Origin of the sequence: Sphingomonas yantingensis (assembly GCF_014199325.1) — a bacterium.
Lineage (GTDB): Bacteria > Pseudomonadota > Alphaproteobacteria > Sphingomonadales > Sphingomonadaceae > Sphingomonas > Sphingomonas yantingensis.
The window spans coordinates 42,667-66,593 of sequence record NZ_JACIJJ010000007.1; the positions used below are offsets into that span (position 1 = coordinate 42,667).

At 68.9% G+C, this 23,927-nt stretch carries 29 protein-coding genes and 2 tRNA genes; 20 read left to right on the plus strand and 11 right to left on the minus strand.

Going from position 1 to position 23,927, the window contains the following annotated elements:
• Positions 1–73 precede the first annotated feature (73 nt).
• Positions 74–163, minus strand: a tRNA-Ser gene (locus FHR19_RS16835).
• Between the two features lie 197 nt (positions 164–360).
• Here FHR19_RS16835 and FHR19_RS16840 point away from each other — a divergent pair.
• The 7 genes from FHR19_RS16840 to FHR19_RS16870 all read left to right on the plus strand — a co-directional run bounded on the left by FHR19_RS16840 (position 361) and on the right by FHR19_RS16870 (position 5,018).
• The gene (locus FHR19_RS16840; RefSeq protein WP_184030960.1) at positions 361–1,140 is read left to right on the plus strand and encodes a DUF1134 domain-containing protein; all 780 of its coding nucleotides are present in this window, start codon (positions 361–363) and stop codon (positions 1,138–1,140) included.
• Positions 1,141–1,221: 81 nt separating this feature from the next.
• On the plus strand, positions 1,222–1,929 hold the full coding sequence (ftsE, locus tag FHR19_RS16845; protein WP_184030962.1) for a cell division ATP-binding protein FtsE: 708 nt from the start codon (positions 1,222–1,224) through the stop codon (positions 1,927–1,929).
• Positions 1,926–2,795 carry a cell division protein FtsX gene (locus FHR19_RS16850; protein WP_184030964.1) on the plus strand — a complete coding sequence of 290 codons (870 nt, stop codon included), beginning with the start codon at positions 1,926–1,928 and terminating at the stop codon, positions 2,793–2,795. The genes ftsE and FHR19_RS16850 overlap by 4 nt, the downstream gene beginning before the upstream one ends.
• Before the next feature lie 2 nt (positions 2,796–2,797).
• Positions 2,798–3,337, plus strand: a complete 540-nt coding sequence (locus tag FHR19_RS16855; RefSeq protein WP_184031105.1) for an ElyC/SanA/YdcF family protein — start codon at positions 2,798–2,800, stop codon at positions 3,335–3,337.
• Positions 3,337–4,035: a lysophospholipid acyltransferase family protein gene (locus FHR19_RS16860; RefSeq protein ID WP_184030966.1), complete on the plus strand. Its 699-nt coding sequence runs from the start codon at positions 3,337–3,339 to the stop codon at positions 4,033–4,035. The genes FHR19_RS16855 and FHR19_RS16860 overlap by 1 nt, the downstream gene beginning before the upstream one ends.
• Before the next feature lie 10 nt (positions 4,036–4,045).
• On the plus strand, positions 4,046–4,582 hold the full coding sequence (locus tag FHR19_RS16865; protein WP_184030968.1) for an NADPH-dependent FMN reductase: 537 nt from the start codon (positions 4,046–4,048) through the stop codon (positions 4,580–4,582).
• 70 nt (positions 4,583–4,652) lie between these two features.
• On the plus strand, positions 4,653–5,018 hold the full coding sequence (locus FHR19_RS16870; protein WP_184030970.1) for a hypothetical protein: 366 nt from the start codon (positions 4,653–4,655) through the stop codon (positions 5,016–5,018).
• On the opposite strand, the gene FHR19_RS16875 is transcribed toward FHR19_RS16870, so the two are convergent.
• The 4 genes from FHR19_RS16875 to argH are packed head-to-tail and all read right to left on the minus strand — an operon-like array spanning position 4,998 to position 8,668.
• Positions 4,998–5,798, minus strand: a complete 801-nt coding sequence (locus tag FHR19_RS16875) for a precorrin-2 dehydrogenase/sirohydrochlorin ferrochelatase family protein (RefSeq protein ID WP_184030972.1) — start codon at positions 5,796–5,798, stop codon at positions 4,998–5,000. The two genes, FHR19_RS16870 and FHR19_RS16875, sit on opposite strands and share 21 nt — an antisense overlap.
• A gap of 1 nt (position 5,799) precedes the next feature.
• Complete coding sequence (gene lysA, locus FHR19_RS16880) at positions 5,800–7,056, minus strand: diaminopimelate decarboxylase (protein WP_184030975.1); 1,257 nt, start codon at positions 7,054–7,056, stop codon at positions 5,800–5,802.
• Complete coding sequence (locus FHR19_RS16885) at positions 7,056–7,295, minus strand: hypothetical protein (RefSeq protein ID WP_184030977.1); 240 nt, start codon at positions 7,293–7,295, stop codon at positions 7,056–7,058. The genes lysA and FHR19_RS16885 overlap by 1 nt, the downstream gene beginning before the upstream one ends.
• Positions 7,295–8,668, minus strand: a complete 1,374-nt coding sequence (gene argH / locus FHR19_RS16890; RefSeq protein ID WP_184030979.1) for an argininosuccinate lyase — start codon at positions 8,666–8,668, stop codon at positions 7,295–7,297. The genes FHR19_RS16885 and argH overlap by 1 nt, the downstream gene beginning before the upstream one ends.
• 16 nt (positions 8,669–8,684) lie before the next feature.
• On the opposite strand from argH, the gene FHR19_RS16895 reads away from it, so the two are divergent.
• Complete coding sequence (locus FHR19_RS16895; RefSeq protein WP_343053320.1) at positions 8,685–9,248, plus strand: TlpA family protein disulfide reductase; 564 nt, start codon at positions 8,685–8,687, stop codon at positions 9,246–9,248.
• 2 nt (positions 9,249–9,250) lie between these two features.
• Here FHR19_RS16895 and FHR19_RS17790 read toward each other — a convergent pair whose 3' ends face one another.
• Together FHR19_RS17790 and FHR19_RS17795 are read right to left on the minus strand one after the other, a co-directional pair.
• Positions 9,251–9,739, minus strand: a complete 489-nt coding sequence (locus tag FHR19_RS17790; protein ID WP_343053321.1) for a restriction endonuclease — start codon at positions 9,737–9,739, stop codon at positions 9,251–9,253.
• A gap of 37 nt (positions 9,740–9,776) precedes the next feature.
• Complete coding sequence (locus FHR19_RS17795) at positions 9,777–10,175, minus strand: winged helix-turn-helix domain-containing protein (RefSeq protein WP_246359609.1); 399 nt, start codon at positions 10,173–10,175, stop codon at positions 9,777–9,779.
• 166 nt (positions 10,176–10,341) lie between these two features.
• On the opposite strand from FHR19_RS17795, the gene lgt reads away from it, so the two are divergent.
• From lgt to FHR19_RS16930, 6 genes are read left to right on the plus strand one after another with little or no spacing between them, the layout of a single operon-like run.
• Complete coding sequence (gene lgt / locus FHR19_RS16905; protein ID WP_184030981.1) at positions 10,342–11,208, plus strand: prolipoprotein diacylglyceryl transferase; 867 nt, start codon at positions 10,342–10,344, stop codon at positions 11,206–11,208.
• 1 nt (position 11,209) lies between these two features.
• Positions 11,210–12,271 carry a class I SAM-dependent methyltransferase gene (locus FHR19_RS16910; protein ID WP_425505980.1) on the plus strand — a complete coding sequence of 354 codons (1,062 nt, stop codon included), beginning with the start codon at positions 11,210–11,212 and terminating at the stop codon, positions 12,269–12,271.
• Positions 12,268–12,771 carry a GNAT family N-acetyltransferase gene (locus tag FHR19_RS16915; protein ID WP_184030983.1) on the plus strand — a complete coding sequence of 168 codons (504 nt, stop codon included), beginning with the start codon at positions 12,268–12,270 and terminating at the stop codon, positions 12,769–12,771. The genes FHR19_RS16910 and FHR19_RS16915 overlap by 4 nt, the downstream gene beginning before the upstream one ends.
• Positions 12,768–13,529, plus strand: a complete 762-nt coding sequence (gene pgeF / locus FHR19_RS16920) for a peptidoglycan editing factor PgeF (RefSeq protein ID WP_184030985.1) — start codon at positions 12,768–12,770, stop codon at positions 13,527–13,529. The genes FHR19_RS16915 and pgeF overlap by 4 nt, the downstream gene beginning before the upstream one ends.
• A 24-nt stretch (positions 13,530–13,553) precedes the next feature.
• Positions 13,554–14,906, plus strand: coding sequence for a cystathionine gamma-synthase family protein (locus FHR19_RS16925; RefSeq protein WP_184030987.1), 1,353 nt, complete (start codon positions 13,554–13,556; stop codon positions 14,904–14,906).
• Positions 14,907–14,938: 32 nt separating this feature from the next.
• A complete protein-coding gene (locus tag FHR19_RS16930) occupies positions 14,939–15,328 on the plus strand; it encodes a hypothetical protein (protein WP_184030989.1) in 390 nt (129 codons plus the stop codon).
• Between the two features lie 98 nt (positions 15,329–15,426).
• Here FHR19_RS16930 and FHR19_RS16935 read toward each other — a convergent pair.
• Together FHR19_RS16935 and FHR19_RS16940 are read right to left on the minus strand one after the other, a co-directional pair.
• Positions 15,427–15,500: transfer RNA gene (locus FHR19_RS16935), tRNA-Gly, on the minus strand.
• A gap of 44 nt (positions 15,501–15,544) precedes the next feature.
• A complete protein-coding gene (locus tag FHR19_RS16940; RefSeq protein WP_184030991.1) occupies positions 15,545–16,414 on the minus strand; it encodes a 3-hydroxybutyryl-CoA dehydrogenase in 870 nt (289 codons plus the stop codon).
• Positions 16,415–16,479: 65 nt separating this feature from the next.
• On the opposite strand from FHR19_RS16940, the gene FHR19_RS16945 reads away from it, so the two are divergent.
• Positions 16,480–17,487 carry a DUF1176 domain-containing protein gene (locus tag FHR19_RS16945; RefSeq protein ID WP_184030993.1) on the plus strand — a complete coding sequence of 336 codons (1,008 nt, stop codon included), beginning with the start codon at positions 16,480–16,482 and terminating at the stop codon, positions 17,485–17,487.
• A 12-nt stretch (positions 17,488–17,499) separates the two neighbouring features.
• Here the strand turns inward: FHR19_RS16945 and FHR19_RS16950 are convergent, their stop codons facing one another.
• Together FHR19_RS16950 and FHR19_RS16955 are read right to left on the minus strand one after the other, a co-directional pair.
• Positions 17,500–19,095, minus strand: coding sequence for a serine hydrolase (locus tag FHR19_RS16950; protein ID WP_184030995.1), 1,596 nt, complete (start codon positions 19,093–19,095; stop codon positions 17,500–17,502).
• 231 nt (positions 19,096–19,326) lie between these two features.
• Positions 19,327–19,893 carry an HNH endonuclease gene (locus FHR19_RS16955; RefSeq protein WP_184030997.1) on the minus strand — a complete coding sequence of 189 codons (567 nt, stop codon included), beginning with the start codon at positions 19,891–19,893 and terminating at the stop codon, positions 19,327–19,329.
• A gap of 96 nt (positions 19,894–19,989) precedes the next feature.
• On the opposite strand from FHR19_RS16955, the gene gluQRS reads away from it, so the two are divergent.
• From gluQRS to egtD, 5 genes are read left to right on the plus strand one after another with little or no spacing between them, the layout of a single operon-like run.
• On the plus strand, positions 19,990–20,829 hold the full coding sequence (gene gluQRS, locus FHR19_RS16960) for a tRNA glutamyl-Q(34) synthetase GluQRS (RefSeq protein ID WP_184030999.1): 840 nt from the start codon (positions 19,990–19,992) through the stop codon (positions 20,827–20,829).
• Between the two features lie 9 nt (positions 20,830–20,838).
• Entirely contained in the window at positions 20,839–21,069 is a 231-nt protein-coding gene (locus FHR19_RS16965) for a twin transmembrane helix small protein (protein WP_184031002.1), read from the plus strand.
• Position 21,070: 1 nt separating this feature from the next.
• Complete coding sequence (locus FHR19_RS16970; protein ID WP_184031004.1) at positions 21,071–21,631, plus strand: cob(I)yrinic acid a,c-diamide adenosyltransferase; 561 nt, start codon at positions 21,071–21,073, stop codon at positions 21,629–21,631.
• Between the two features lie 47 nt (positions 21,632–21,678).
• Positions 21,679–22,947, plus strand: a complete 1,269-nt coding sequence (gene egtB / locus FHR19_RS16975) for an ergothioneine biosynthesis protein EgtB (protein WP_184031006.1) — start codon at positions 21,679–21,681, stop codon at positions 22,945–22,947.
• Entirely contained in the window at positions 22,941–23,918 is a 978-nt protein-coding gene (gene egtD / locus FHR19_RS16980; RefSeq protein ID WP_184031008.1) for an L-histidine N(alpha)-methyltransferase, read from the plus strand. Before egtB ends, egtD begins: the two co-directional genes overlap by 7 nt.
• Positions 23,919–23,927 lie beyond the last annotated feature (9 nt).

Here is a 23,927-nt window from a genome sequence, read left to right on the forward strand (position 1 = left end):
GGACGATTGTCGCCCGGAAACCCTTACGAAACAATGGAGATCGGAGGCTGTCGGACGGTGCTGAAACTGCACCTGGCGGAGACGGAGGGATTCGAACCCTCGGTACAGTTTCCCGTACGACGCTTTAGCAAAGCGTTGGTTTCAGCCACTCACCCACGTCTCCGGGTTCAATCGGCGCTGAAGGCGCGGCTATAGCGAGGGGTATCGGGGCGATCAACCGCTTCCGTGCGGGTTTCGACGCGATTCGTTCCGGCGCGCGATCGACTCAATCCGCCGTCCGTTCATTGGCGCTTCACGCGATCCCGGTGTATCGTATCGAAACACGGGCGGCTGGGCGCCGCGGGGACCGGGGGAAGCGTAATGTCGGGTAAATGGCTGATCGCGTTGGCGAGCGTCGGGCTGGCAGCCGCGCCGCTCTCTGCGCAGGTGCGGACGATCGACCCCAACGCCGCGATCGACGGCGACCTGAACGGACGCGCCGCGCCGCGCGCCCCCGCGCCGCAGGATCGCCTGAGCCAGGAAGAGATGACCGTCGACCCCGGCCCGCAGGATCCGGTGGAGCAGTCCGCACCGCCCCCCGCTCCCGCCCCGGCACCGACCGCGACGACCGCCGCCCCGGCCGGCCCCGTCACTGCCGAGCGCACCGCCGCTGCGGAAGAGACCTTCGCCCGCGACGACCTGATGAGCGCGGCCGAGGGGGTGTTCGGCAAGGGCGCGCAGGGCCTTGCCGGGATGCTGGAGAAGGTGCTGTCCGAACAGGGCCGCCCCAATGCCTATATCGCCGGGCGCGAGGCGTCGGGCGCGTTCGTTGTCGGCGTCCGCTATGGCTCGGGCGTGATGACGCACAAAATCGAGGGGCAGCGCCCGGTCTACTGGACCGGTCCGTCGCTCGGCTTCGACGTGGGCGGCGACGCGAACAAGGTCTTCGTCCTCGTCTACAACCTCTATGATTCGCAGGAACTCTATCGCCGCTATCCCGCGGCCGAGGGGCGCGTCTATTTCGTCGGCGGTTTCGCCGCGACCTACCTGCGCCGCGGCGACGTCGTGCTGATCCCGATCCGGCTGGGCGTCGGCTGGCGGCTGGGCGCGAACGTCGGCTATATGCGCTTTTCCGAGAAGTCGAAGTGGCTGCCGTTCTGAGGGCACGGTTTACCCTGACTTGAGCCCGCGCGCGGGCCGTGCGATGGCTCGCGGCCTTCAAGAGGCTCGCAAGCGTCAGGCATGGCCAATATCGTTCAGTTCGAGAATGTCGGCCTGCGCTACGGATCGAGCCCCGAGACGCTGTCCGACCTGTCGTTCGCCCTTCGCGCCGGTGCCTTCTATTTCGTGACGGGGACGTCGGGCGCGGGGAAGACCTCGCTGCTTCGCCTCCTCTATCTGGCCCAGCGGCCGAGCCGCGGGGTCATCCGCCTGTTCGGCGAGGATGCGGTGACGCTGCCGCGCGGGCGGCTGCCCGGCTTTCGGCGACGGATCGGCGTCGTGTTCCAGGATTTCCGCCTGCTCCCGCACCTTACCGCCTACGAGAACATCGCCCTGCCGCTGCGCCTTGCCGGTCATGACGAACAGGAACTGGACGAAGCGGTGCAGGAAATGCTCGCCTGGGTCGGGCTTTCGGGCCGTGCCGATGCGCGCCCCGCAACGCTTTCGGGCGGCGAGCAGCAACGGATCGCGATCGCGCGCGCGGTCATCAACCGGCCCGAGATGCTGGTCGCCGACGAACCAACCGGCAACGTCGATCCCGACATGGCCGACCGGCTGCTCCACCTGTTCGACAGTCTCAACAAGCTTGGCACCACCGTCGTCGTGGCGACGCACGACCTGCATCTGCTCGGCCGCGTACCCGATGCGCAGATGATGCGGATCGAGAAGGGCCGGCTGGTCGACCCCACCGGCAATCTGCGCCACCCGCCGGCCGAGGCCGCGCGATGAGCCGGGCGACGAAGCACGCGGGCGCCGAGCATCGCTGGCTGGACGATGCGCGCACCATGCGGGCGATGCGATCGATCATGGCGATCATGCTGTTCCTGACCGTGCTGGCCGCCGCGCTCGGCCTCGCCACCTGGACCGCGACGCGCGCGCTCGATGCCGAGCTCGCCGGGCGGCTGACGGTGCAGATCACCGACGGCAGCGGCGGGCCGGCGCTCGCGGCGAAGCTGCGCGCGCTGCCACAGGTGGCGCGCGCTGAGGAAGTCGACCGCGCGCGCCTCGCCGCGCTCCTTGAACCGTGGCTGGGCGAGGCGGGGCTCGATGCCGACCTGCCGATGCCGGCGATGATCGACGTGGATCTCACCGATCCGGGCGAGGTCGCCGCGGTCGAGCGCGTCGTTCGGGCCGAAGCGCCGACCGCACGGATCGACCGCCACGCGACCTGGCTGGCCCCCGTGCGCGGGTTCATCGCGACGCTCGCCGGGCTGGCCGCGGGCCTCGTCCTGCTCGTCGCGGCGGCCACCGCGTCGGTCGTGCTGCTGGCAGCGCGCGCGGGGCTCGATACCCATGCCGAGACGATCGAGGTGCTGCACATGCTCGGCTCAACCGACGTGCAGGTCGCGCGGCTGTTCGCGCGGCGGATCGCCACCGACACGCTGATGGGCGGCGCGATCGGGACGCTGGCGGCGCTGGGTTTCCTCGCGTTTCTCGGCACCCGGCTAGGCGCCTTGGGGGCGGAGATCGTCGCCGGCATCGGCCTGCGCGCAGGCGACTGGGCGGTGCTCGCGGTTTTGCCGCTCCTGTTCGCGCTGATGGCGGCGCTGGCGGCGCGCGCGGCCGTGCTGCGCACGCTGGCGAAGCGGCTGTGAGCGTGCTGCTGCGCGTCGTCGCCTTCGTGGCGCTCGCCTATGCGCTCGGCTTCGCGCTGTTCCTGCTCGGCCTCGGCCATCCGCTGGAGGGGCAGAAGACCGACGCGATCGTCGTGCCGACCGGCGGCGCGGGGCGGATCGACCGCGGGCTTGCCCTGCTCGAGGCGGGCGAGGCGAAGCGGATGCTCGTGACCGGCGTCGATCCCAGCGTGCGGCCGCGGGAACTCGCCGCCATCTACAAGACGACGCCGCGCCGTATCTTCGACTGCTGCGTCGACCTGGGGCAGGAAGCGATCGATACGCGGTCGAACGCCGACGAGACCGCCGCCTGGGTCCGTACCAACCGCTTTCGCACCGTCCGCCTCGTCACGTCGGACTGGCACATGGCGCGCGCCAAGCTCGAGCTTCAGAACGCGCTGGGCAGCGAGACCGAAATCTTCGGTGATCCCGTCCGCACCAATGCCCGCTTCGCGACGCTGTTCAGCGAATACAACAAGCTCTTGATCCGCCGCGTCGCGCTGATCGCCGGGTATCACGGATGATGAACCGGCTGCGTTCCTGGCTGTTCGATGCGTTCTTCTACGGGGGGTCGGTGGGGTTCGTCCTCGCCGCGCCGGTCGCTGCGTGGTTCAGCCGCCGCGCGCTGCTCGGCGTCGTGATGGGCTGGCTGAAGTGGCATCGCCTGTGCGCGCGCGGCATCATGGGGATGCGATCGCGGGTCGAGGGGGCGCCGCTGGCCGAGCCGGGCTTCTACGCGGCCAAGCACCAGGCGTTCTACGAGACGTTCGAGCTCGCCCTGATCCTACGTGCACCCGCCATCGTGATGAAGGCGGAGCTGGCGGAAATTCCGCTCTGGGGCTGGGCCGCGCGGCAGTACGGCGTGATCGTCGTCGATCGCTCGGGCTCGGCCACGGCCTTGCGCCAGATGCTGCGCGAGGCAAAGGCCGCGCGCGCCGCGGGCCGGTCGGTGCTGATCTTCCCGGAGGGGACGCGCGTCCTGCCGGGCGAGGCACCGCCCGTCCGCGCCGGCTTCGCCGCGCTCTACAAGACGCTGGCGCTTCCCACCGTCCCCGTCGCGCTCGACAGCGCGCGCGTCTGGCCGCGCAAGGGACCGAAGCGGCCCGGTACCGTCACCTTCCGCTTCGGCGAGACGCTGGACCCCGCACTGTCGCGCGAAGAGGCCGAAGCCCGTATCCATGCGGGCATCAATGCACTGGAGCCTGCCGCCCGGATCGGCTAGCGCGGGGGCCATGCAGGGATTTCACGTCGTCGGCCTGGGCGGGACGCTTCGCCCCACCTCCACCACCTCGCGGCTGCTGACCGCCGCGCTCGACCGTGCCGCTGCCGCCGGCGCGCGCACCACGCTGCTCACCGGCGAGGCGATCGACTTCCCCAATTTCGATCCCGAGGCGAGCGTGCCCAATGCGCGCGTCGATCATTTCGTCGCCACCATCCGCTCGGCGGACGCGATCCTGATCGGATCGCCCGGCTATCACGGCACGCTGTCGGGCCTTGTCAAGAACGCGCTCGACCATGTCGAGATGACCCACGGGGACGCCCGCGTCTATTTCGACGGCGTGCCGGTCGGGCTCGTCGCGACGGCGGCGGGGTGGCAGGCGGCGGTGACAACGCTTCAGGCGCTGCGCGGCATCGTCCACGCACTGCGCGGCTGGCCGACGCCGATCGGCATCGCGGTCAACTCAGCCGGCGGCGGCGACGTGGTGGCGGAGGCCGCCCCGCAGATCGACCTGATGATGGGCCAGATCGCACGGTTTTTGCGGAACTGAGAGATTTGCGCAGACTTGCCGCCGATGCCCGCCGCATGTCGTCGCGAGCAGGGTAACGGATACCTCCAGGATGGGCGTGTATCGGCGAGTTGTCAGCATAGGCCGCGCAAATCACAGTTCGCTGATCGGTGCCGTCACAGGCGCGTTCGCCACGCTTCCCGCGCTCGTCACAGCCATCATGTCCGCAGGCGCCGGACACGGCGACTACATCGCGGCCCGGCTCCTCTTTCCGCTCTCGATGCTCCTGTCGTGGGTCGAGGGCAGCGGCGTGGGACCCCTCGGTATGATGGCGGGACTGCTCCAGTTTCCGCTCTACGGTGTGCTGGTCGCGCGCGCCTTGAAGACGGGTCCCGATCGCGCCGCGATCGTCGCAGCGGCAGCGCATCTGACGGCCGTGATCGCGTGCTTCGGCGGCCTACTGCCCGATTTCGCCTAGGCGGTCGCGCGACCCCGCCATCGACAGATCGACCGTCAGCCCCGGCGCCGGCTCCACCATTTCACACAATACCCGCTCTGCATCGGCGCGCGCGCGTGCCAGGATCGCAGGCGGCACGTTCGCCCGGTGACACACGCGGTCGGCGCTGGCGAGCAGGCGGGCGGTGCGCAGGGTGAGGTCGTCAGGGTCGGGTGAGGTCAGGACGATCGTTTCCATACGGTCGCGGCTATCCGCCTTGGGCTGGTCGAGCCAGCGCGCGACGCTCGCGCCATCCGCCCCGCTGAGCGGATCGAGCACGCCGCCCGGCTCCAGCGCCCGCGCCAGTGCCCGCCGCCGCTCCGGTCCCTCGGGAAAGCGCGCGCGCATCGCCCCGCGCGCCGCGCTCAGCGCGCGCGCCAGATTGCCGACGCCCGCGGGCAGCCAGGCCTCGATCCGCTGGCGGAGCGCCGCGGCAAGGCCCGCCGACGCGCCGCCCGTCGCGACTGCGATCAGCACCGGCGAGCGATCGACGATCGCGGGCAGCGTGAAGTCGCACAGCGCCGGGCGATCGACGACGTTGACCAACAGCCCGCGCGTCTTCAGCCGCTGCGCCGCGTCGACGGCCTCGCGCTCGTCCTCGAACGCGACGATGGCGAGGCGGGCGTCGGGGTGATCCGACACCGCCACCGCCCCGGCGCGCTCGATCAGCCGGCGCTTGGCCTCCGCCGCTTCGCCGTCGCCCAGCAGGATGACGGGCCGCCCGTCGAGCCGCACGATGACCGGCAGGCCGGTCTCGCGCATTTCAGAGCCAGTCCGGCACCGTCTCGCCCGCCATCTGCGCGGCGGGGTCGATCCGGTCGGACACCAATGCGAAGCGGTCGCCGTCGACCAGCACCTCGGGCACCTTCGCCCGGCTGTTGTAGGTGCTCGCCATCGTCGCGCCGTACGCGCCAGCGGTGCGGAACACGGCGAGGTCACCCGCCGCCACCGCGTCGATCTCGCGCGCCTTGGCAAAGGTGTCGCCGCTTTCGCACACTGGGCCGGCGATGTTGGCAACGATGCGATCCCCGCTCGGCCGCACCGCGACGAAATCGTGATACGCATCGTAGAGCGCCGGACGGGCAAGGTCGTTCATCGCCGCATCGACGATCACCCAGGGGTTGCCGCCCGACGGCTTGACCCAGACGACGCGCGTCAGCAGCACACCGGCATTGCCCGCGATGACGCGCCCGGGCTCGAACATCAGTTTCACGTTCCAGCCCACGGTGACGCGCGCCACCATCTGACCGAACGCCGCGGGCGACGGCATCGTCTCACCGGGGCGATAGGGGACGCCGAGCCCGCCGCCCAGGTCGACATGCGTGATCCGGTGGCCGCCGGCGCGCAGCGTCGCCACCATCTCTCCCACGCGCCGGTATGCCGCCTCCAGCGGGGCGAGGTCGCCGAGCTGGCTGCCGATATGCACCGCGATCCCGCGCAGCTCGATGCCGGGCTTGCCGGCGAGGCGGGCGAAGATGCCCGGCGCCTCGCCGATCGCGACGCCGAACTTGTTCTCCGCCTTGCCGGTCGAGATCTTGGCATGCGTGCCCGCATCCACGTCGGGGTTGACGCGCAGCACCGCGGGCGCGTTCAGTCCCCGTTCTGCCGCCAGCGCGGCGAGGACATGACCCTCCTCCTCGAGCTCGAGGTTGAACTGGCCGATGCCGGTCTCCAGCCCCTGCACGAGTTCCGCACGCGTCTTACCGACGCCGGAGAACACGACGTCGCCCGGCGCCATCCCCGCCGCCACCGCGCGCGCCATCTCGCCGCCGGACACCACGTCGGCGCCGTAGCCCGCCTTCGCCAGCACACGCAGCACGGCCAGGTTGGGGTTCGCCTTGACCGCGTAGGCGATGTGCTTGTCGGCAACCCCCGACAGCCCCTCGCGGAACACCTGGGCGTGCCGCTCCAGCGTCGCGCGCGAATAGATGTAGACGGGCGTACCGACCGCCTCGGCGATCGCCTCGACGCTCACATCCTCGACGAACAGCGCGCCGTTCCGGTGCTGGAAATGGTCCATCAGTGTTGGGGCGGCAACTGGAAGGGGTCGTTCGGCCGCTCTTCCGAATTGCGCAGGATCTCGTCGCTGCGCTGCGGGCGCTGCTGCGTCGTGGGCGTCGTCAGTGCCTCGGGCGTCGGCGTGACGGTCGCGCCATAGGCGGGGGGCGGCGGCGCCTCGCCATCGGGCAGCTTCAATTTGCCCCGCGCGCCGCAACCGGCCAGCGACAGGATCAGGACGGGGAGGATCAGCGCGCGCATCACGTCTTGTCGCCTGTTGCGCGGGCGCGGGCAATGGCCTCGCGTACGCGTTCGGGTGCCGTCCCGCCGAAACTGCGCCGGCTGGCGACCGAGGCGTCGATGGAGAGCACGTCGAACACTGCCGGCGTGATCCGCGCGTCGATCGCGGTCAGTTCCTCGATCGGCATCGCCTCCAGCTTCACGCCCAGCGCCTCGGCCCGCGCCACGACCCGGCCGGTGACGTGATGCGCCTCGCGGAACGGCAGTCCGCCCTCGCGCACCAGCCAGTCGGCCAGGTCGGTGGCGGTCGCGAACCCCGCATCGGCGACCGCGCGCATCCGGTCGGTGCGGAACGTGGCGCTCTCCACCATCCCCGTCATCGCCGCGAGGCACAGCCCGATCAGGTCATGCGCCTCGAACGCCGGCGGCTTGTCGTCCTGCATGTCCTTCGAGTAGGCGAGCGGCAGGCCCTTCATCGTGACCATCAGCGCGGTCATGCAGCCCATGATCCGCCCCGCATGGCCGCGCACCAGCTCGGCCGCGTCGGGATTGCGCTTCTGCGGCATGATCGAGCTGCCCGTCGACCATTGATCGCTGAGGGCGACGAAGCCGAAGGGCTGCGAGGCCCAGAGCACGAACTCCTCCGCCAGCCGGCTGAGGTGCAGCGCGCATTGTGTCGCGGCGGTCAGGTAATCGAGCGCGAAGTCGCGGTCGCTCACCCCGTCCAGCGAATTGCCCATCGGCCGGTCGAAGCCGAGCGCCGCCGCCGTCGCCTCCCGGTCGATCGGGAAGCCCGTGCCGGCGAGCGCCGCCGAGCCCAGCGGGCATTCGTTCATCCGCGCGCGCGCATCGGTAAAGCGGCTGAAGTCGCGCGCCAGCATCGCATGATACGCCATCAGGTGATGGCCGAGCGTCACCGGCTGTGCGGACTGGAGATGTGTGAAGCCCGGCATCACGTCGGCGGCGTGCTCCTCCGCCCGCGCCAGCAGCGCGTCCTGAAGCCCGGCCAGCGCCGCCAGCACCTCGTCGATCGCATCGCGTGTCCACAGGCGGAAGTCGGTCGCGACCTGATCGTTGCGGCTGCGCGCGGTATGCAGCCTTCCCGCGGCCGGCCCGATCTTGTCGACCAGCCGCGCTTCGGACTGCATGTGGATATCCTCGAGCGCGAGGTCGTTCGCCGGCCCGTCGCGTTCGTAGTCCGCCGCCACCGCGTCGAGCCCGTCGAGGATCGCCGCTACGTCCTCAGCCGCGACGATCCCTTGCGCGCCCAGCATCGCCGCATGCGCCTTCGACGCGGCGATATCCTGGCGCCACATCCGCTTGTCGAACGGGATCGAGGCGTTAATCTCGCGCATCACTGCGGAGGGGCCTTCGGCGAACCGCCCGCCCCACATCTGATTGGAGCTGTCCTTGCGCTCGCTAATCGTACTTCTCCCGCTCGCGGCAATCGTCGGCGCGTGCGATACGCAAACCCCCGCGGACGGGCAAGGCAACGCCGCCGCCCCGTCGAACGCGACCGCCGCCGCGACCCCCGCCAGCGGCAAGGTCGACCGCAGTCACAAGGGCGAAGCCGCCCCCGACTATCCTTTCGCCGATCCCGAGGGGGTGAAGAAGACGCTCGCCGACTATAAGGGCAAGCCGGTGCTAGTGAACCTCTGGGCCACCTGGTGCGCGCCCTGCATCAAGGAAATGCCGACGCTGGAAGCGCTGGCCAAGCGCGAGAGCGGCCGGATCGAAGTGCTGACGATTTCGCAGGACCTCGACGGCCCGGCCAAGGTGGTGCCCTATTTCAAGAAGGCCGGCTTCACGAAGATCGAGCCGTGGTCGGAAAGCGACCTGCGCTTCACCACCGGCATGGGGGTGAACCTGCCGACGACGATTCTCTACGACAAGGACGGGAAAGAGGTGTGGCGCGTGGCCGGGGCGATGGAGTGGACGGGGGAGGAGGCGAAGGCGTTGCTGGGGGAGGTTTGAACCTATTCTTCGATGAAGAAGTCCTCGTCCAACCGTTTGACGGCCACGGTCCTGTTCACTCGGACGCCAACACCATGCTCAACCATGAGCTCGGTTAGGCGCGCGCCGTCTATCAGGATAACTCGTTGAGACAGGTGACGAGCATAGTCCACCGCAGGCGAACTGAACGTCGATGTGGTGACGAATACGCCCTTTGTCGCGCCCAAACCCACTAGGCTCCCGACGAAACCCTGTATCTCAGGCCTCCCGACGGCGACATGCGGGGCGTAGCGCTTGGCTTGCACATAGATGCGATCAAGACCAAGACGATCTTCGTCGATCACACCATCAACCCCGCCATCGCCACTCTTGCCGAGTTGGAGCGCTGCTTGATCGTGGCTTCCCCCATAGCCCATCGCCACTAGAAGCTCGACTATGACGCGCTCAAAGAATGCCGGGGTCTGGTTCAAAATCCGCTGTAATAGCTCCGCCTTCAAGGCGGCATGCAGCACGCCATAAGCGGCATCAATCTGCTCTTCCGGGGTAATCTCAGAACTTTTTTGCCGCCTGAGCAGCCGGCTGCTCAGAAGCTCCTGTCAGGTCCGTGCTCTTGACGTAAAACTCAAGGAACGAGGGATAGGCCTTTAGGCGCTCGACGTTCAAAGTTGCGGGATTGCTCCCGATAAGAGCCAAGCCAGCTTCACTGGCAACGAACTTCCCGCGGGTCGGGCTGTCGATCAAGCCCGCCTTGCCCATGTAAAACTTCGCCCAGTGGATACGGTTATGCAGGACCCGCTGCTTACCGCTGGGTAAAAGCTCCTCACGCTCGGCCTCGGTCAGTCCCAAAGCGCTTGCTATTTTATCCGCAGCTTCTGGAACCCTCGTTGTGCCCGCTGCCGCAATCTTCAGGACGGGCAGCATCAGCGCTTGATAGTCGGGAATGGGCAACTGTTTGCTCCAGCAGGTGCTTTGGTCGTGGGCCAGTATGTCATAAGCGAAATCCGTCGGGCGCGAAGCACTTCCGTTCGCGAGCAGTGACCCATCCCCCCATGACACGCCCCCCCATTCCCCCTAAAGCACCCTCCGCACGCATCGCTCGCGAAGGACCCGCCGCTTGCTAGTAACCACGCTTGCCGCTGCCGGCGGCTATCTCGATTATCGGTCGCTGGGGCTCGATCCGGTGGCGCTCGACCTCGGCTTCTTCCAGCTCAAATGGTATTCGCTCGCCTATATCGCGGGGATCCTGCTCGGCTGGTTCTACCTCCTGAAGCTGATCGACCGGCCCGGCGCCCCCATGGCACGGCGGCATGCCGACGACCTCGTCTTCTATGCGACGATCGGCATCATCGCGGGCGGGCGGCTGGGCTATATCCTGTTCTACCGCCCCGACCTGTTTGCCAAGCCGCTCAGCATCCTGCGGCTGTGGGACGGGGGCATGTCGTTCCATGGCGGCGTCATCGGTGTCACGATCGGCATCATCCTGATGGCAAGGAAGCACGGGCTGAACTGGCTTCGCATCCACGATTACGTTGCCTGCGTCGTGCCGATCGGGCTGTTCTTCGGGCGGCTGGCCAATTTCGTGAACGGCGAATTGTGGGGGCGGCCGACCGACGTGCCCTGGGCGATCGTCTTCCCGCGCACCGGCATGGACGTGCCGCGCCACCCGAGCCAGCTTTACGAGGCGGGGCTGGAGGGGATCGTGCTGCTTCTGCTCCTCGCCTTCTTCTTCTGGCGGACGAACGCGCGCTACTATCCCGGCCGGCTGGTCGGCATCTTCCTGCTCGGCTACGGATCGGCGCGATTCTTCGTCGAGTTTTTCCGCGAAGCGGACGAGCAGCTGATGTGGCTCCACGACATGACCGGCCTCAACATGGGCCAGTATCTGTGCATGCCGATGATCCTCGGCGGGCTCTATCTGGTCGCCACGTCGAAGGGGCGGCGGCAGCGCGTCGAGCCGATCGTCGGCGAGAGTATCGCCTGACGTGAGCGACGCACACCCGGACGGCCCCCTGCCCGAGCGGATCGCGCGCGCGATCACGCTCGGCGGGCCGATCCCGCTGTCGCAGTTCATGGCGGCGGCGAACACGCACTACTACGACACGCGCGATCCGCTGGGCGCGCGCGGCGACTTCACCACCGCGCCCGAGATCAGCCAGATGTTCGGCGAGCTCGTCGGCCTCGCGCTCACCGACCTGTGGCACCGCGCGGGACAGCCGCCGGCGCGATACGTCGAATACGGCCCCGGCCGCGGGACGCTCGCCGCCGATGCGCTGCGCGCGATGGCGACGGTGGGGCTCAAGCCCCCCGTCCACCTGATCGAGGCATCGGGGACGCTGCGCGAGAAGCAGGCCGCGGCGGTGCCGAACGCCGAATGGCACCTCGACCTGCTCGGCGTACCCGACGACGGCGCATTGCTGGTCGTCGCCAACGAGTTCTTCGACGCGCTGCCCATCCGCCAGCTCGTCAAGACGGCGGAGGGCTGGCGCGAGCGGCTGGTCGCGTGTCAGGACACGCTGTTCCTGCCCGTCGTCGGCAACACCGTGTTCGATCCGATCGTGCCCGTGCCATTGAGGGGTGCGCCGAACGGCTCGATCCTCGAAACCAGCCCCGCCAGCGTCGCGGTGATGCGCGTCCTCGCCCGCCGGATCGTCGCACAGGGCGGTGCGGCGATCGTCATCGACTATGGCTATGACGGCCCGCTGGTCGGCGACACGTTGCAGGCGGTCAGCGGGCACAAGTTCGCCAACCCGTTCGAGGATCCGGGCGAACGCGACCTCACCGCGCACGTCGATTTCGGCACGCTGGCAGAGGCGGCGCGCGCCGAGGGCGCGGTCGTCCATGGCCCCGTCGGCCAGGGCGCGTTCCTCGAGGCGCTCGGCATCGGCCCGCGCGCCGCCGCCCTCGCCGCCGCCGCACCCGAAAAGGCCGCGGGGATCGAGACCGACCGCGCCCGCCTGACCGGCGCCGACCAGATGGGTGAGCTCTTCAAGGTCATCGCCGTTACCGCACCCGGCTGGCCGATGCCCGAGGGGTTCGCCGCATGATCACCTATCGCGACGCCCGCCCCGACGATGCCGAGGCGCTGTCGGCAATGGCGCAGCAGAGCTTCATCGAGACGTTCGGCCCGCTCTATGCCCCCGTCGACCTCGACGCGTTCCTCGACATGGCGATGTCACCCGCGGCCTATGCGCGGCAGCTTGCCGACCCGGCGTACCGCATCCACCTCGCGCTGATCGAGGGACAGCCGGTCGGGTTCGCCAAGATCGGCGGCAATTATTTCGAGGGCTTCGACCCCGCCGCCCCGTGCCTCCACCAGCTCTACGTCCTGTCGGCGCATCATGGCGACGGCGTGGGCAAGCGGCTGATGGATTGGGTGCTGGCAACGGCGCAGGGCCTTGGCGATGAGCTCTACTTGAGCGTTTACATCGACAACCACCGCGCGCGCCGCTTCTACGACCGGCTGGGGTTCGTGAAGGTCGGCGACTATATCTTCAAGGTCGGCAACCACGAGGATCACGACGTCGTCATGCGGTTGACGCTGTGAGCATCGAGGTGATCCGCGCCGCCGCGTTGGACGGTGTCTCGCACGGCTTTCTCGGCCGGCGCGGCGGCGTGTCGACGGGGATCCATGCCGGCCTCAACGTCGGCACCGGGTCGAGCGACGAGCGCGACGCGATCGCCCGCAACCGTGCGCTTGCCGCTACAGCGGTGCTGCCCGGCGCGGCACTGGTCACCGTGCATCAGGTACATTCTCCCGACGTGGTGACGGTCGATGCCCCCTTCCCCGGCGACCGGCCAAAGGCCGACGCGCTGGTGACGCGCACCCCCGGCCTGCTCCTCGGCATCCTCACCGCCGACTGCGCGCCCGTCCTGTTCGCCGATCGCGAGGCGGGTGTGGTGGGGGCCGCGCATGCCGGGTGGAAGGGCGCGATCGGCGGCGTCACCGACGCCACGATCGCCGCGATGGAAGCGCTCGGCGCCGACCGCACCCGCATCGCCGCCGCGATCGGCCCGTGCATTGCGCGCGCGAGCTATGAGGTCGATGCCGGATTCACCGACCGGTTCGGCGCCGAAAACCCGGAGAACGAACGCTTCTTTACCGATGGGCGTCGCGAGGGGCATTTCCAGTTCGACCTCGAGGGCTATGTCGCCGCCCGCCTCGCCGTCGCGGGGATCGGCCGGGTGGAGACGCTGGGCCTCGACACCTACGCCGACGAGGATCGGTTCTTCAGCTTCCGCCGCGCGACGCACCGGGGCGAGCTCGACTATGGCCGCCAGATCAGCCTGATCGGTTTGATTTGATCGAACCGCCCCCGGCGCGCTAGGATGGTTTCAACAGATACCAAGGAGCCTGCCGTGAGCGAACCCACCGAAGCCGACCTGACCGGCGTCCCCGCCGAAAACGGCCGCCACAACCCCAAGCCCGCGGTCGAGACGATCGGCAATCGCCGCTTGAAGCCTTCGACGCTGATGATGGGCCACGGCTTCGACCCGGCGCTGTCCGAGGGATCGCTGAAGCCGCCGGTCTTCCTCACCTCGACCTTCGTCTTCCCCAATGCCGCCGCGGGCAAGCGGCATTTCGAGGGCGTGACGGGCAAGCGGCCGGGCGGGGCCGAAGGCCTCGTCTATTCGCGCTTCAACGGCCCCAATCAGGAGATCCTGGAGGATCGGCTGGGCGTTTGGGAAGATGCCGAGGATGCGCTGACCTTTTCCTCGGGCATGTCGGCGATCGGCACGCTGTTCCTCGCCTTCGTCCAGCCGGGCGACGTGATCGTCCATTCCGGCCCGCTCTATGCGGCGACCGAGACGATGATCGCCCGCCTGCTGGGCAAGTTCGGCGTCGAGTGGCTCGACTTCCCGGCGGGCGCCACGCAGCCCGAGATCGAGGCGGTGCTGGAACGGGCCAAGGCCAAGGGCCGCGTGCCGCTCATCTATCTCGAAAGCCCCGCCAACCCCACCAACGTGCTGGTGGATGTCGAGGCCGTTGCGGCGGCGCGCGACGCGGTGTTCGGTGATGCGGCGGAAAAGCCGCCGATCGCGATCGACAACACGTTCCTCGGCCCGCTTTGGCAGCAGCCGCTGAAGCATGGTGCCGACCTCGTCGTCTACAGCCTCACGAAATATGTCGGCGGGCACTCCGACCTCGTGGCAGGCGGCGTGCTCGGCTCGCGCAAGCACATGGATACGGTGCGCGCGATCCGGAACACGCTGGGCACCATCCTCGATCCCAATACCGCCTGGATGCTGTTGCGCAGCCTCGAGACGCTGGAGCTGCGCATGAGCCGCGCGGGCGAGAATGCGGCCAAGGTCTGCGAATGGCTGAACGGCCATCCCAAGGTCGAGCGCGTCGGCTATCTGGGCTTTCTCAAGGACGACCGCCAGGCGGACATCTATGCCCGCCACTGCACCGGTGCAGGCTCGACCTTCTCGCTGTACCTGAAGGGCGGCGAGCGCGAGGCGTTCGCCTTCCTCGACGCGCTCAAGATCGCCAAGCTCGCCGTCAGCCTCGGCGGGACGGAGACGCTGGCCTCGGCCCCGGCGGCGATGACGCACCTGTCGGTGCCCGACGCGCGCAAGGCGGCGCTCGGCATCACCGACAATCTCGTGCGCATCTCGATCGGCGTCGAGGATGCCGACGACCTGATCGCCGACTTCGAACAGGCACTGGCGGCGATCTGACCGGGCGGGCGATTGGGAACGGGAGCAACGGCATGATCTACATCGCGCTCAATTTGGTCCCGATCCTGATCGCCACCCTTGCCGGGCTCGCCATCGGCGCGGTCTTTTGGCGCCGCGCGGCCAGCGATGCGGCACTCCGCCGGCTGCTGCCGTTCGCGCTGGTGGCGGAGTTCTGGCTCGCCTCGATCCTTGCCGGCGCCCTGATCCTCGCGCCGCCGCGGGGGAGCGCATGGACGATGGCGCTGGGCAGCGCGTTCGTGATCTGGATCGGCTTCGTCGTCCCAGCGCTGATCGTGACGCAGCGGGTGCGCAGCGTGCGATGGGGCGCGATAGGGACGGATTGCGCGCACTGGCTGGCGGTGATGCTGGTGCAGGCGGCAGTGATGCAGGCCTGGGGGCTGGTGCCGCCGCCGGTTTCTTGAGGGGGCCGCCGCGGCGGAGCCGCGTCGTCGATCGCCCTTCGGGCGCCGGCCGCGCCGCCGATCTTCGCGGATTAGCTTCGCTAATTCGCTACGGCGGCTGGAGCGGGTAGCGGGAATCGAACCCGCGTATTCAGCTTGGAAGGCTGCTGCACTACCATTGTGCTATACCCGCTCGCTGCCCCGCCGATACCGCGACGGGGCGACGCCGACAAGGGCCTAGCGCGTCGGCACGGGCTCGGGCCCCGTCCAGTCGTAGAAGCCGCGGCCGCACTTCTTGCCGACCCAGCCGGCCTCGACATATTTGACGAGCAGCGGCGCGGGGCGGAACTTGGGGTCGCCCGTCCCCTCGAACAGCACGCGGCAGATGTCGAGGCAGGTGTCGAGGCCGATGAAGTCGGCCAGCGTCAGCGGCCCCATCGGGTGGTTGAGGCCTAGCTTCACCGCAGTGTCGATGTCGCGGATCGTCGCGACGCCCTCGCCCAGCGCGAAGCACGCTTCGTTCAACATCGGCAAGAGCACGCGGTTGACGATGAAGCCCGGCGCGTCGTTCGCATGGACGATCTCCTTGCCCAGGCTCCGCCCGAACGCCTCGACCGCCGCCACGGTCGCGTCGGCGGTGGCGAGGCCGCGGATGAGCTCGATCAGCCCCATCACCGGCACGGGATTGAAGAAATGGACGCCCATGAACCGCGCCGGATCGGGCGACGCCTGCGCCAGCCGCGTGATCGGGATCGACGAGGTGTTGGACGCAAGGATCGCGGTGTCGGACAGCACCCGGCCGACATTCTCGAAGATCTGGCGCTTGATCGCCTCCTTCTCGGTCGCCGCCTCGATGACGAGGTCGCATGCCCCCATCGCCTCGACCCCGCCGACACATTCGAGGCGGGCGAGCGCGGCGTCGCGGTCGTCGGCGCTGATCTTTTCCTTCTCGACCGCGCGGGCGAGGAGCTTGGCGATCCCCGCCTTGCCCTTTTCCGCGCGCGCCTGATCGACGTCGGACAGAAGCACGCGGTAGCCGGCCTGCGCCGATACCTGGGCGATCCCCGCCCCCATCTGACCCGCGCCGATCACGCCAATCGTCTTCATCGCATTCGCTCCTGGATTGTCTTTTCGATTGCCGCGTCGCTTAGCGGGTGGGACAAGCACTGGCTATGCTGACCCGCGCAATTGCCGGCATCGCCGCGCTCACGTTCGCCCTTCCGGCCGCTGCCCAGACGGTGAAGCCGGGGGCGCTCAAGACGTATCGCGACTGGACGGTGGGCTGCGACAATGGCGGGCGATGCAAGGCAGTGGCACTCGCGCCGGAGGACGGGGCAGCGGACGAATGGCCCGTGTTCATGCTGTCGATCGAGCGCCAGGCGGGACCCGCCGGCGCGGTGACGATCGGCCTGTCCGGACAGGAAGAAGCGAAGCCGCCAGTCGCGATCCTGATCGACGGCAAGCCGGCGGCGACGATGCGCGGCAAGGCGATCACCGGGGCCGAAGCCAGCCGGCTGGCCGCCGCCCTAGCCGGCGGCACGCGCGCGACGATCCGCGCGGGCGAAAAGAGCGCGGTCAACTCGCTTGCAGGGCTGTCGGCGGCGCTCCGCTATATCGACGCCGAGCAGAAGCGCGCGGGGACATTGGGTGCGCTGGTCGCGAAGGGGCCTGCGCCCGACACCGCCGCGGCGCCGGCCCTGCCCGTGGTGCGCGCGGTTGCCGCCACAGGAAAGGCTGGTTCGCTGTCGCCAACGCGCATCGCGGCGCTGCGCAAAGCGGCTGAGTGCGGAATTGCAGACTATAACGACACCCCCCCGGCTCCCGAGTTCCATGCGCTCGGCGGGGGCGAGATGCTCGTGTTGCTGCCGTGCGACAGCGGTGCTTACAACTTCATCTCGTCGCTCTATGTCATCGGCCGCGACGGCAAGGTGCGGCCGGCGCAGACCGACGCGCCCGCGGGCATGGATCCCGACGCGCGAGTGCCGAGCGTCGTCAACGGCAGCTTCGAGCGCGGTATCCTCTCGAGCTATGCCAAAGGTCGCGGGATCGGCGATTGTGGCGTGAGCCAGCAATTCGCCTGGGACGGCCGCCGCTTCCGCCTGATCGAGCAGAGCGAGATGGGCGAATGCCGCGGCAGCATCGACTATATCACGACATGGCGCGCGCGGGTGGTGCGCTGACGAAGCGGGCGCCTATCCGACCTTCGTGAAATCGAGGTCGTGGAAGTCGTAGCTGAAATCGGCATAGGGCGAGAGCGCCTTCATCTTCGCCCCCGTGACCCGGTCCCCATCGACGGTAAATGTGACCACCGCATCCTCGCCCGCGCCGGGCTTGAAGGTCGTGCGAAAGGCGTCCTTGCCCCATGGCGTCAGCGCGCTCTTGAACACCGGCGTCGGCACGAAGTCGATCGTCAGGCCGTTGCCGCGTTTTGCCACCACCACGTCGCCATACCATGGATCGCGGTAGCGCCCGGCATAGGCGGCAAGCGGCAGGCTCGGCCCGCCCGCGGGGGCCTGCGTCGTCCCGGCCAATCCCTCGGCCGCCTCCGCGTCGTTCTTCGCGCGCATTGCCGCATAGGCGCCGGCCCAGTCGAACGCGGGCGCGCCGAGCAGATGGTCGAGGATCGCATTGCGGATCGCGACCGACGGCCCGTCCTCGGTATTGGTGAATACCGCGATGCCGATGCCGAGGCGCGAGATGAGCGCGGTCTGCGTCACCTGTCCCGACAACCCGCCCGAATGGTTGATGAGCCGCTCGCCGCGATAGTCCTGGATGAACCAGCCGAGCGCATAGGTGGCGGTGACCCCGCGCGAGGGCCAGTCGCGCGTCGGTCCCTCGGTCGTGCCGACCAGCGTCACCGGCTTCCACATCTGCGCCGCCGACGCCTCCGACCATAGCCGCTCGCCGCCGGGCAGCGCGCCCTTGGCGAGCTGGACCTGGAGCCATTTGGCGATGTCGGTGACGCTGGCGTTGATCCCGCCCGCCGCGTCGGTCATCGGCCCCTCGTCCGGCGCGACGCGCTGGACCTTGCCGAGACCGCGGACCGGCGGCCCGAGCCGGGCATGGCGCCCGGCGACGTTGCCGCCCTTCAGGAAGCGCAGCGCTGGCGCAGCGTCGGCCATGCCCAGCGGCTTCAGGATGCGCGCGTCGATGAAGGCGTGCCACGGCTGGCCGCTCACTCGCTCGATCAGCAGGCCCGCGACGACGTAGAGCGCGTTGTCATAGGCATAGCCGGTGCGAAACTGCCGCGCGAACGGGAAATAGGGCAGCCCCTTCAGGATGTCGCTCGCCGGCCGGTCGCTGGCAGGGAACTGCATCAGGTCGCCGGCACCCAGCGCCAGCCCGCTATTGTGGACCAAGAGCTCGCGCACCGTCAGATATTCGGTGGCGACGGGGTCCTTCATCCGGAACTCGGGGATATGCTTGCGGACGGGATCGTCCCAGCCGAGCTTGCCCGCCTCGACCAGCATCGCGATCGCCGCGGCGGTGAAGCTCTTGCTGTTCGAGGCGATACCGAACCGCGTGTGCGCATCGACCGCGCCCGGCTCGCCCAGCGTGCAGACGCCGTAGCCCTTCAGATACGGTTCGGCCCCCGGCCGGACGATCGCGATGCCGACGCCCGGAATGTCGAAGCGGCGGATAAACTCGGCGACGACGCAGTCGACATGCGCCGGGTCGAACGTCGCCAGCATCGTCTGTCCGCGCACGGTGCCGGGCAGCGCCAGCCCGATACCGCCCATCGCCGCCAGTCCCAGCGCGCCGCGCCGGTCGATCCGCATCCCGTCCATTTTCAAATCCCCCCGTTGGGGCAGGCTATCGCGGGGCGATGCCGCGGAAAAGAGGCTATGCGCGCGCTATGCGTTCGCGCCGAACCGCGCTCGAAATGCTATGCGGGTGGCGGCAGATGAGAGGGCGGAAGGATGCCCCCTCATGTTCGATCCGCTCACCTCGCTCGCCATCATCGCCGCGCTCTGGATCGCGGTGATCCTGATCGTCGCGCGGCAATGCCGCCGACGGCCTCAGGCCTCGAGCTCGACGTCCCAATAGAGCCAATCGTGCCACGTCTCGTGCAGGTAGCCGGGCGGGAAGCGGCGGCCGTTTTCCTGCAGGTGCCAGCTCGTCGGGCGGATGGGTTGCTCATAGAGCGGCATGTGCGCCTCTCGCGGGGTGCGGCCGCCCTTCTTGAGGTTGCAGGGCGCACAGGCGGTGACGACGTTCTCCCACGTCGTGCGCCCGCCATAGGCACGCGGGATGACGTGATCGAAGGTGAGGTCGCTGCCGGAACCGCAATATTGGCACCCGAACTTGTCGCGCAGGAACAGGTTGAAGCGGGTGAACGCCGGGAATTGCGACGGCTTCACATATTGCTTCAATGCGATGACCGAGGGCAGCTTGATCCGCGCGCTCGGGCTCCTGATCTCGCGCTCGTAGTGCGAGACGATGTTGACGCGGTCGAGGAACACCGCCTTGATTGCGGTCTGCCACGGCCAGACCGACAGGGGGTAGTAGCTCAGTGGCGTGAAATCGGCATTGAGCACCAGGGCCGGGCAACCGTCCGGATGGCGGATCAGATCGGGGTGGTACATGGAAACTCCCAGTCACCAACACGCGGGTCACGCTGTCGCCGAACAGCATGACAGGGGCATGACAGCATGCCCGGCGATGAATGGTCAAGACCGTCGATGAGCATCGTCACCCGTTTCGCGCCGAGCCCCACCGGGGCGCTGCATCTCGGCCACGCCTGGTCCGCGGTGCAGGCGCATTCGCGGGCGCGGGAAGCGGGCGGGCGCTTCCTGCTCCGCATCGAGGATATCGACGGCACGCGCAGTCGGCCGGAACATGTCGAGGGTATTCTCGCCGACTTGCGCTGGCTCGGCCTCGACTGGGATGGCGAGGTCGTGTTCCAGTCGCAGCGGCTGGCGCTGTACGCCGACGCGCTGGCGCGGCTGGAGGCGATGGGCCTCGTCTATCGCTGCATCTGCACGCGCGCCGATATCGCCGCGGCGGCGAGCGCGCCGCACGGGGTGGGCGGGGTCGTCTATCCCGGCACGTGCCGCGGGCGCAGCATCGATCCGGCGCGGCCGCATTGCTGGCGGCTCGACATGGGCCGCGCGATCGAGCGCGCGGGGCCGCTCGACTGGACCGACGAGATCGCCGGCACCGTCGCCGCCGACCCGGCGATGCATGGCGACGTGGTGCTGGCGCGCAAGGATGCGCCGTCCTCCTACCATCTCGCCGTCACGGTCGACGATGCCGCGCAGGGCGTCAGTCATGTGATTCGCGGCCGTGACCTGTTCGAGGCGACGCACGTCCACCGCCTGCTCCAGGCGCTGCTCGGCTTGCCGACGCCGGTCTATCGCCACCACGCACTGCTCGCCGGGCCGGACGGCGAGCGGCTGGCGAAGCGCCACGGCGCGCCTTCGCTCGCCGACCTGCGCGCAGGAGGTATGGACGGAAAGACACTCGCCATGGACCTAAAGGCAGGGCGGCTTCCGCTTGGTTTCGGGGCCATGAACGCCTAGATTGCTGGCATGAACACCTTCCTCGTCATCCTGCTGATCGCCGCGATGATCGCGACGGTCGTCGCGCTGATCCGCGGCATCGTCGCCTTTCTCAAGGTGACGGAGGCCGAGCTGAAGGGCGACGGCCCGCCGTCCGCCGCGTCGATCAAGTCGAACAAGATGATGCAGTTCCGCATCTTCTTTCAGGCGATCGCGGTGCTGATCGTCGTCCTCATCATGTTCGCCGCCGGGCGGACCTGAATTGGTCAAGCTCAACCGCATCTACACGCGCACCGGCGATGCAGGCACCACGGGCCTGGTCGACGGGTCGCGCGTGTCGAAGGCAGGCTCGCTGATCGCCGCGGTGGGCGAGGTGGACGAGGCCAACTCCGCACTCGGCGTTGCTCTCGCGCAGATGCCGCCCGGCGAATGGCGCGAGGCGGCGGCGGTCGTTCAGAACGAGCTGTTCGACCTCGGCGCCGACCTCGCCACACCGTGGCCGGGCGGTGAGCACGACCTGCGCGTAACGCCTGCGCAGACCGCGCGGGTCGAGGCGGCGATCGACGCGATGACCGCGGTGCTCGAACCGCTCACCAGCTTCATCCTGCCGGGCGGCACGCCGGCGTCGGCGGCGATGCACGTCGCGCGTGCGACGATCCGGCGGGCCGAGCGTGCGGTCGTCGCCGCGGCGGCCGAACATGCCCTCAATCCGGAAGTGTTGATCTACATCAACCGTTTGTCGGACTTTGCTTTTTGTTTGTCCCGCGTGTTGAACCAAAGTGCCGGCGGGGACGTTTTATGGGTTCCGGGGGCCTCACGCTGAACGTCTGATGATGCAGTGCGCCGCGTTTCGGTGACGAGGAGAGCGACTTGCAGCCAGATCGACAATCGAGTCAGCGGGCGCCGGGGACGGCGAGCCGCTTTGAGGCCGTGCGCGCGCTGACCGAGGCACTGGCCACGCCGCTGTCCGACGCCGACGCCACCGTCCAGTCGATGCCCGACGCCTCGCCCGCCAAATGGCATCTGGCGCATACGACCTGGTTCTTCGAGACGTTCGTGCTGCGCGACCATGTGCCGGGCTACACGCTGTTCGACGAGCGGTACCCGTTCCTCTTCAACAGCTATTACGAGGCGGAGGGCGCGCGCCATGCGCGGCACCGGCGCGGGATGGTGACGCGCCCGACGCTGGCCGAGGTGCTCGATTATCGCCGCGCGGTGAACGAGGCGGTCGCGGGTGCGATCGACACGCTGCCGCCCGCGGCGCTCGAACTGATCGAGCTCGGCTGTCATCACGAGCAGCAGCATCAGGAGCTGTTCGTCACCGACATCCTGCATCTCTTCTCCGAAAACCCCTGCGAACCCGCGATCCATACGCCGGAGCGAAAGCAGCCGGTGGCGATGCCCGGCCCGATCGGCTGGATCGAGCATGACGGCGGGATCCAGGAGATCGGCCATGACGGTGCCGGCTTCGCCTTCGATTGCGAGGGGCCGCGCCACCGCGTGCTGCTGAGCCCGCACGCGATCGCCGATCGGACCGTCACCAACGGCGAGTGGGCGGCGTTCATCGCCGATGGCGGCTATGCCGACGCGCGCCACTGGCTGGCCGATGGCTGGGCTTGGGTGAAGGCCGAGGGGATCGGCGCCCCGCTCTACTGGGAGAAGGCCGGCGACGGCTGGACGCGCTTCGGCCTCGACGGGCGGCGCCCGGTCGACCCCGCCGCGCCGGTCACGCATGTGAGCTTCTACGAGGCGGATGCCTATGCAAGCTGGGCGGGCGCCCGCTTGCCGACCGAGGCCGAGTGGGAAGTCGCCGCTGCTACTGCGGACCCTGCGAGCGGCAACCAGATGGACGCCGCGACCGCGGTCGAGCCGCGGCCCTCGTCCGGCGGCCCCGCCTTCATCGGCGACGTGTGGGAATGGACCGGCAGCGCCTATCGCCCCTATCCCGGCTTTCGCGCCGCAGAGGGCGCGGTCGGCGAATATAACGGCAAGTTCATGAGCGGGCAGTTCGTGCTGCGCGGCGGGTCGTGCGCGACCCCGCGCGGGCATCTGCGCACCAGCTATCGCAACTTCTTCTACCCCCATCAGCGCTGGCAGTTCACCGGCGTTCGCCTCGCAAAGGACCTGCCCATATGCTGAAGCCCGAGATCGAGGACGGACAGGCGAGCCTCGCCGACCCGGAGTTCCGCGGCGACGTGCTGAGCGGCCTTGCCCGCCGCCCGCGTGCGATCCCCGCGCGCTGGTTCTATGACCGGCGCGGCTCCGAGCTGTTCGAGGCCATTACCGAGCTGCCCGAATACTACCCCACCCGCACCGAAGTGGCGCTGCTGCAAAGCGCCTGCCCGGAGGTCGCGACCCGCGTCGGCAAGGGCCGGGCAGTGATCGAGTTCGGCTCGGGCTCGTCGACCAAGACGCCGCGGCTCCTCCACTGCGTCGATCCCGCGGCTTACGTGCCGATCGACATTTCGGGCGACTTCCTGCGCGCGTCGTCGGCGGAACTGGCCAAGGGCTTTCCCGACCTCGCCGTCCTGCCGGTCGAGGCCAATTTCATGCATCCCGTGCCGCTGCCGGCGGAAGTGGCGGACATGCCCAAGCTCGGCTTCTTCCCCGGCTCGACGATCGGCAACATGACCCCGCACGTCGCCGCCGACCTCTTGCGGGCCATGCGCGAGAGCCTGGGCGAGGGCGCGATGCTCTTGATCGGCATCGACCGGGTGAAGGATGCCGGCGTCCTCGTCCCCGCCTATGACGACGCCGCCGGCGTGACGGGGGCGTTCAACCTCAACCTCCTCGACCGCATCAACCGCGAACTGGGCGCGACGATCCCCGTCGACGCCTTCCGGCACAAGGCGGTGTGGAACGACGACGCCTCGCGCATCGAGATGCATCTGGAGGCAGTGCGCGACGTCGTCTTCACCGTCGAGGGCCGCCCGTTCGAAATCGCCGCGGGTGAGACGATCCACACCGAGAACAGTCACAAATATGGCGAGCGCGGCGCCCGCGTGCTGCTGCGCACCGGCGGCTGGACGCCGGTCGCCGAGTGGACCGATCCGAAGGGCTGGTTCTCGCTGATCCTCGCCGAGGCGAAGGCACCCGAAACCGCGCCATGACCCGAAGCG

Coding starts and splice junctions, on each gene's coding strand:
- FHR19_RS16850 (WP_184030964.1), top strand. CDS start 1,926: ATGAGCCGGGCGACGAAGCACGCGGGCGCCGAGCATCGCTGGCTGGAC.
- egtD (WP_184031008.1), top strand. CDS start 22,941: ATGCTGAAGCCCGAGATCGAGGACGGACAGGCGAGCCTCGCCGACCCG.
- FHR19_RS16875 (WP_184030972.1), bottom strand. CDS start 5,798: ATGCGCGAGACCGGCCTGCCGGTCATCGTGCGGCTCGACGGGCGGCCC.
- FHR19_RS16865 (WP_184030968.1), top strand. CDS start 4,046: ATGCAGGGATTTCACGTCGTCGGCCTGGGCGGGACGCTTCGCCCCACC.
- FHR19_RS16965 (WP_184031002.1), top strand. CDS start 20,839: ATGAACACCTTCCTCGTCATCCTGCTGATCGCCGCGATGATCGCGACG.
- FHR19_RS16840 (WP_184030960.1), top strand. CDS start 361: ATGTCGGGTAAATGGCTGATCGCGTTGGCGAGCGTCGGGCTGGCAGCC.
- gluQRS (WP_184030999.1), top strand. CDS start 19,990: ATGAGCATCGTCACCCGTTTCGCGCCGAGCCCCACCGGGGCGCTGCAT.
- FHR19_RS16870 (WP_184030970.1), top strand. CDS start 4,653: ATGGGCGTGTATCGGCGAGTTGTCAGCATAGGCCGCGCAAATCACAGT.
- argH (WP_184030979.1), bottom strand. CDS start 8,668: ATGTGGGGCGGGCGGTTCGCCGAAGGCCCCTCCGCAGTGATGCGCGAG.
- FHR19_RS16945 (WP_184030993.1), top strand. CDS start 16,480: ATGCTGACCCGCGCAATTGCCGGCATCGCCGCGCTCACGTTCGCCCTT.
- FHR19_RS16930 (WP_184030989.1), top strand. CDS start 14,939: ATGATCTACATCGCGCTCAATTTGGTCCCGATCCTGATCGCCACCCTT.
- ftsE (WP_184030962.1), top strand. CDS start 1,222: ATGGCCAATATCGTTCAGTTCGAGAATGTCGGCCTGCGCTACGGATCG.
- FHR19_RS16940 (WP_184030991.1), bottom strand. CDS start 16,414: ATGAAGACGATTGGCGTGATCGGCGCGGGTCAGATGGGGGCGGGGATC.
- FHR19_RS16860 (WP_184030966.1), top strand. CDS start 3,337: ATGAACCGGCTGCGTTCCTGGCTGTTCGATGCGTTCTTCTACGGGGGG.
- FHR19_RS16915 (WP_184030983.1), top strand. CDS start 12,268: ATGATCACCTATCGCGACGCCCGCCCCGACGATGCCGAGGCGCTGTCG.
- FHR19_RS16950 (WP_184030995.1), bottom strand. CDS start 19,095: ATGGACGGGATGCGGATCGACCGGCGCGGCGCGCTGGGACTGGCGGCG.
- FHR19_RS16955 (WP_184030997.1), bottom strand. CDS start 19,893: ATGTACCACCCCGATCTGATCCGCCATCCGGACGGTTGCCCGGCCCTG.
- lysA (WP_184030975.1), bottom strand. CDS start 7,056: ATGGACCATTTCCAGCACCGGAACGGCGCGCTGTTCGTCGAGGATGTG.
- FHR19_RS16885 (WP_184030977.1), bottom strand. CDS start 7,295: ATGCGCGCGCTGATCCTCCCCGTCCTGATCCTGTCGCTGGCCGGTTGC.
- FHR19_RS16925 (WP_184030987.1), top strand. CDS start 13,554: ATGGTTTCAACAGATACCAAGGAGCCTGCCGTGAGCGAACCCACCGAA.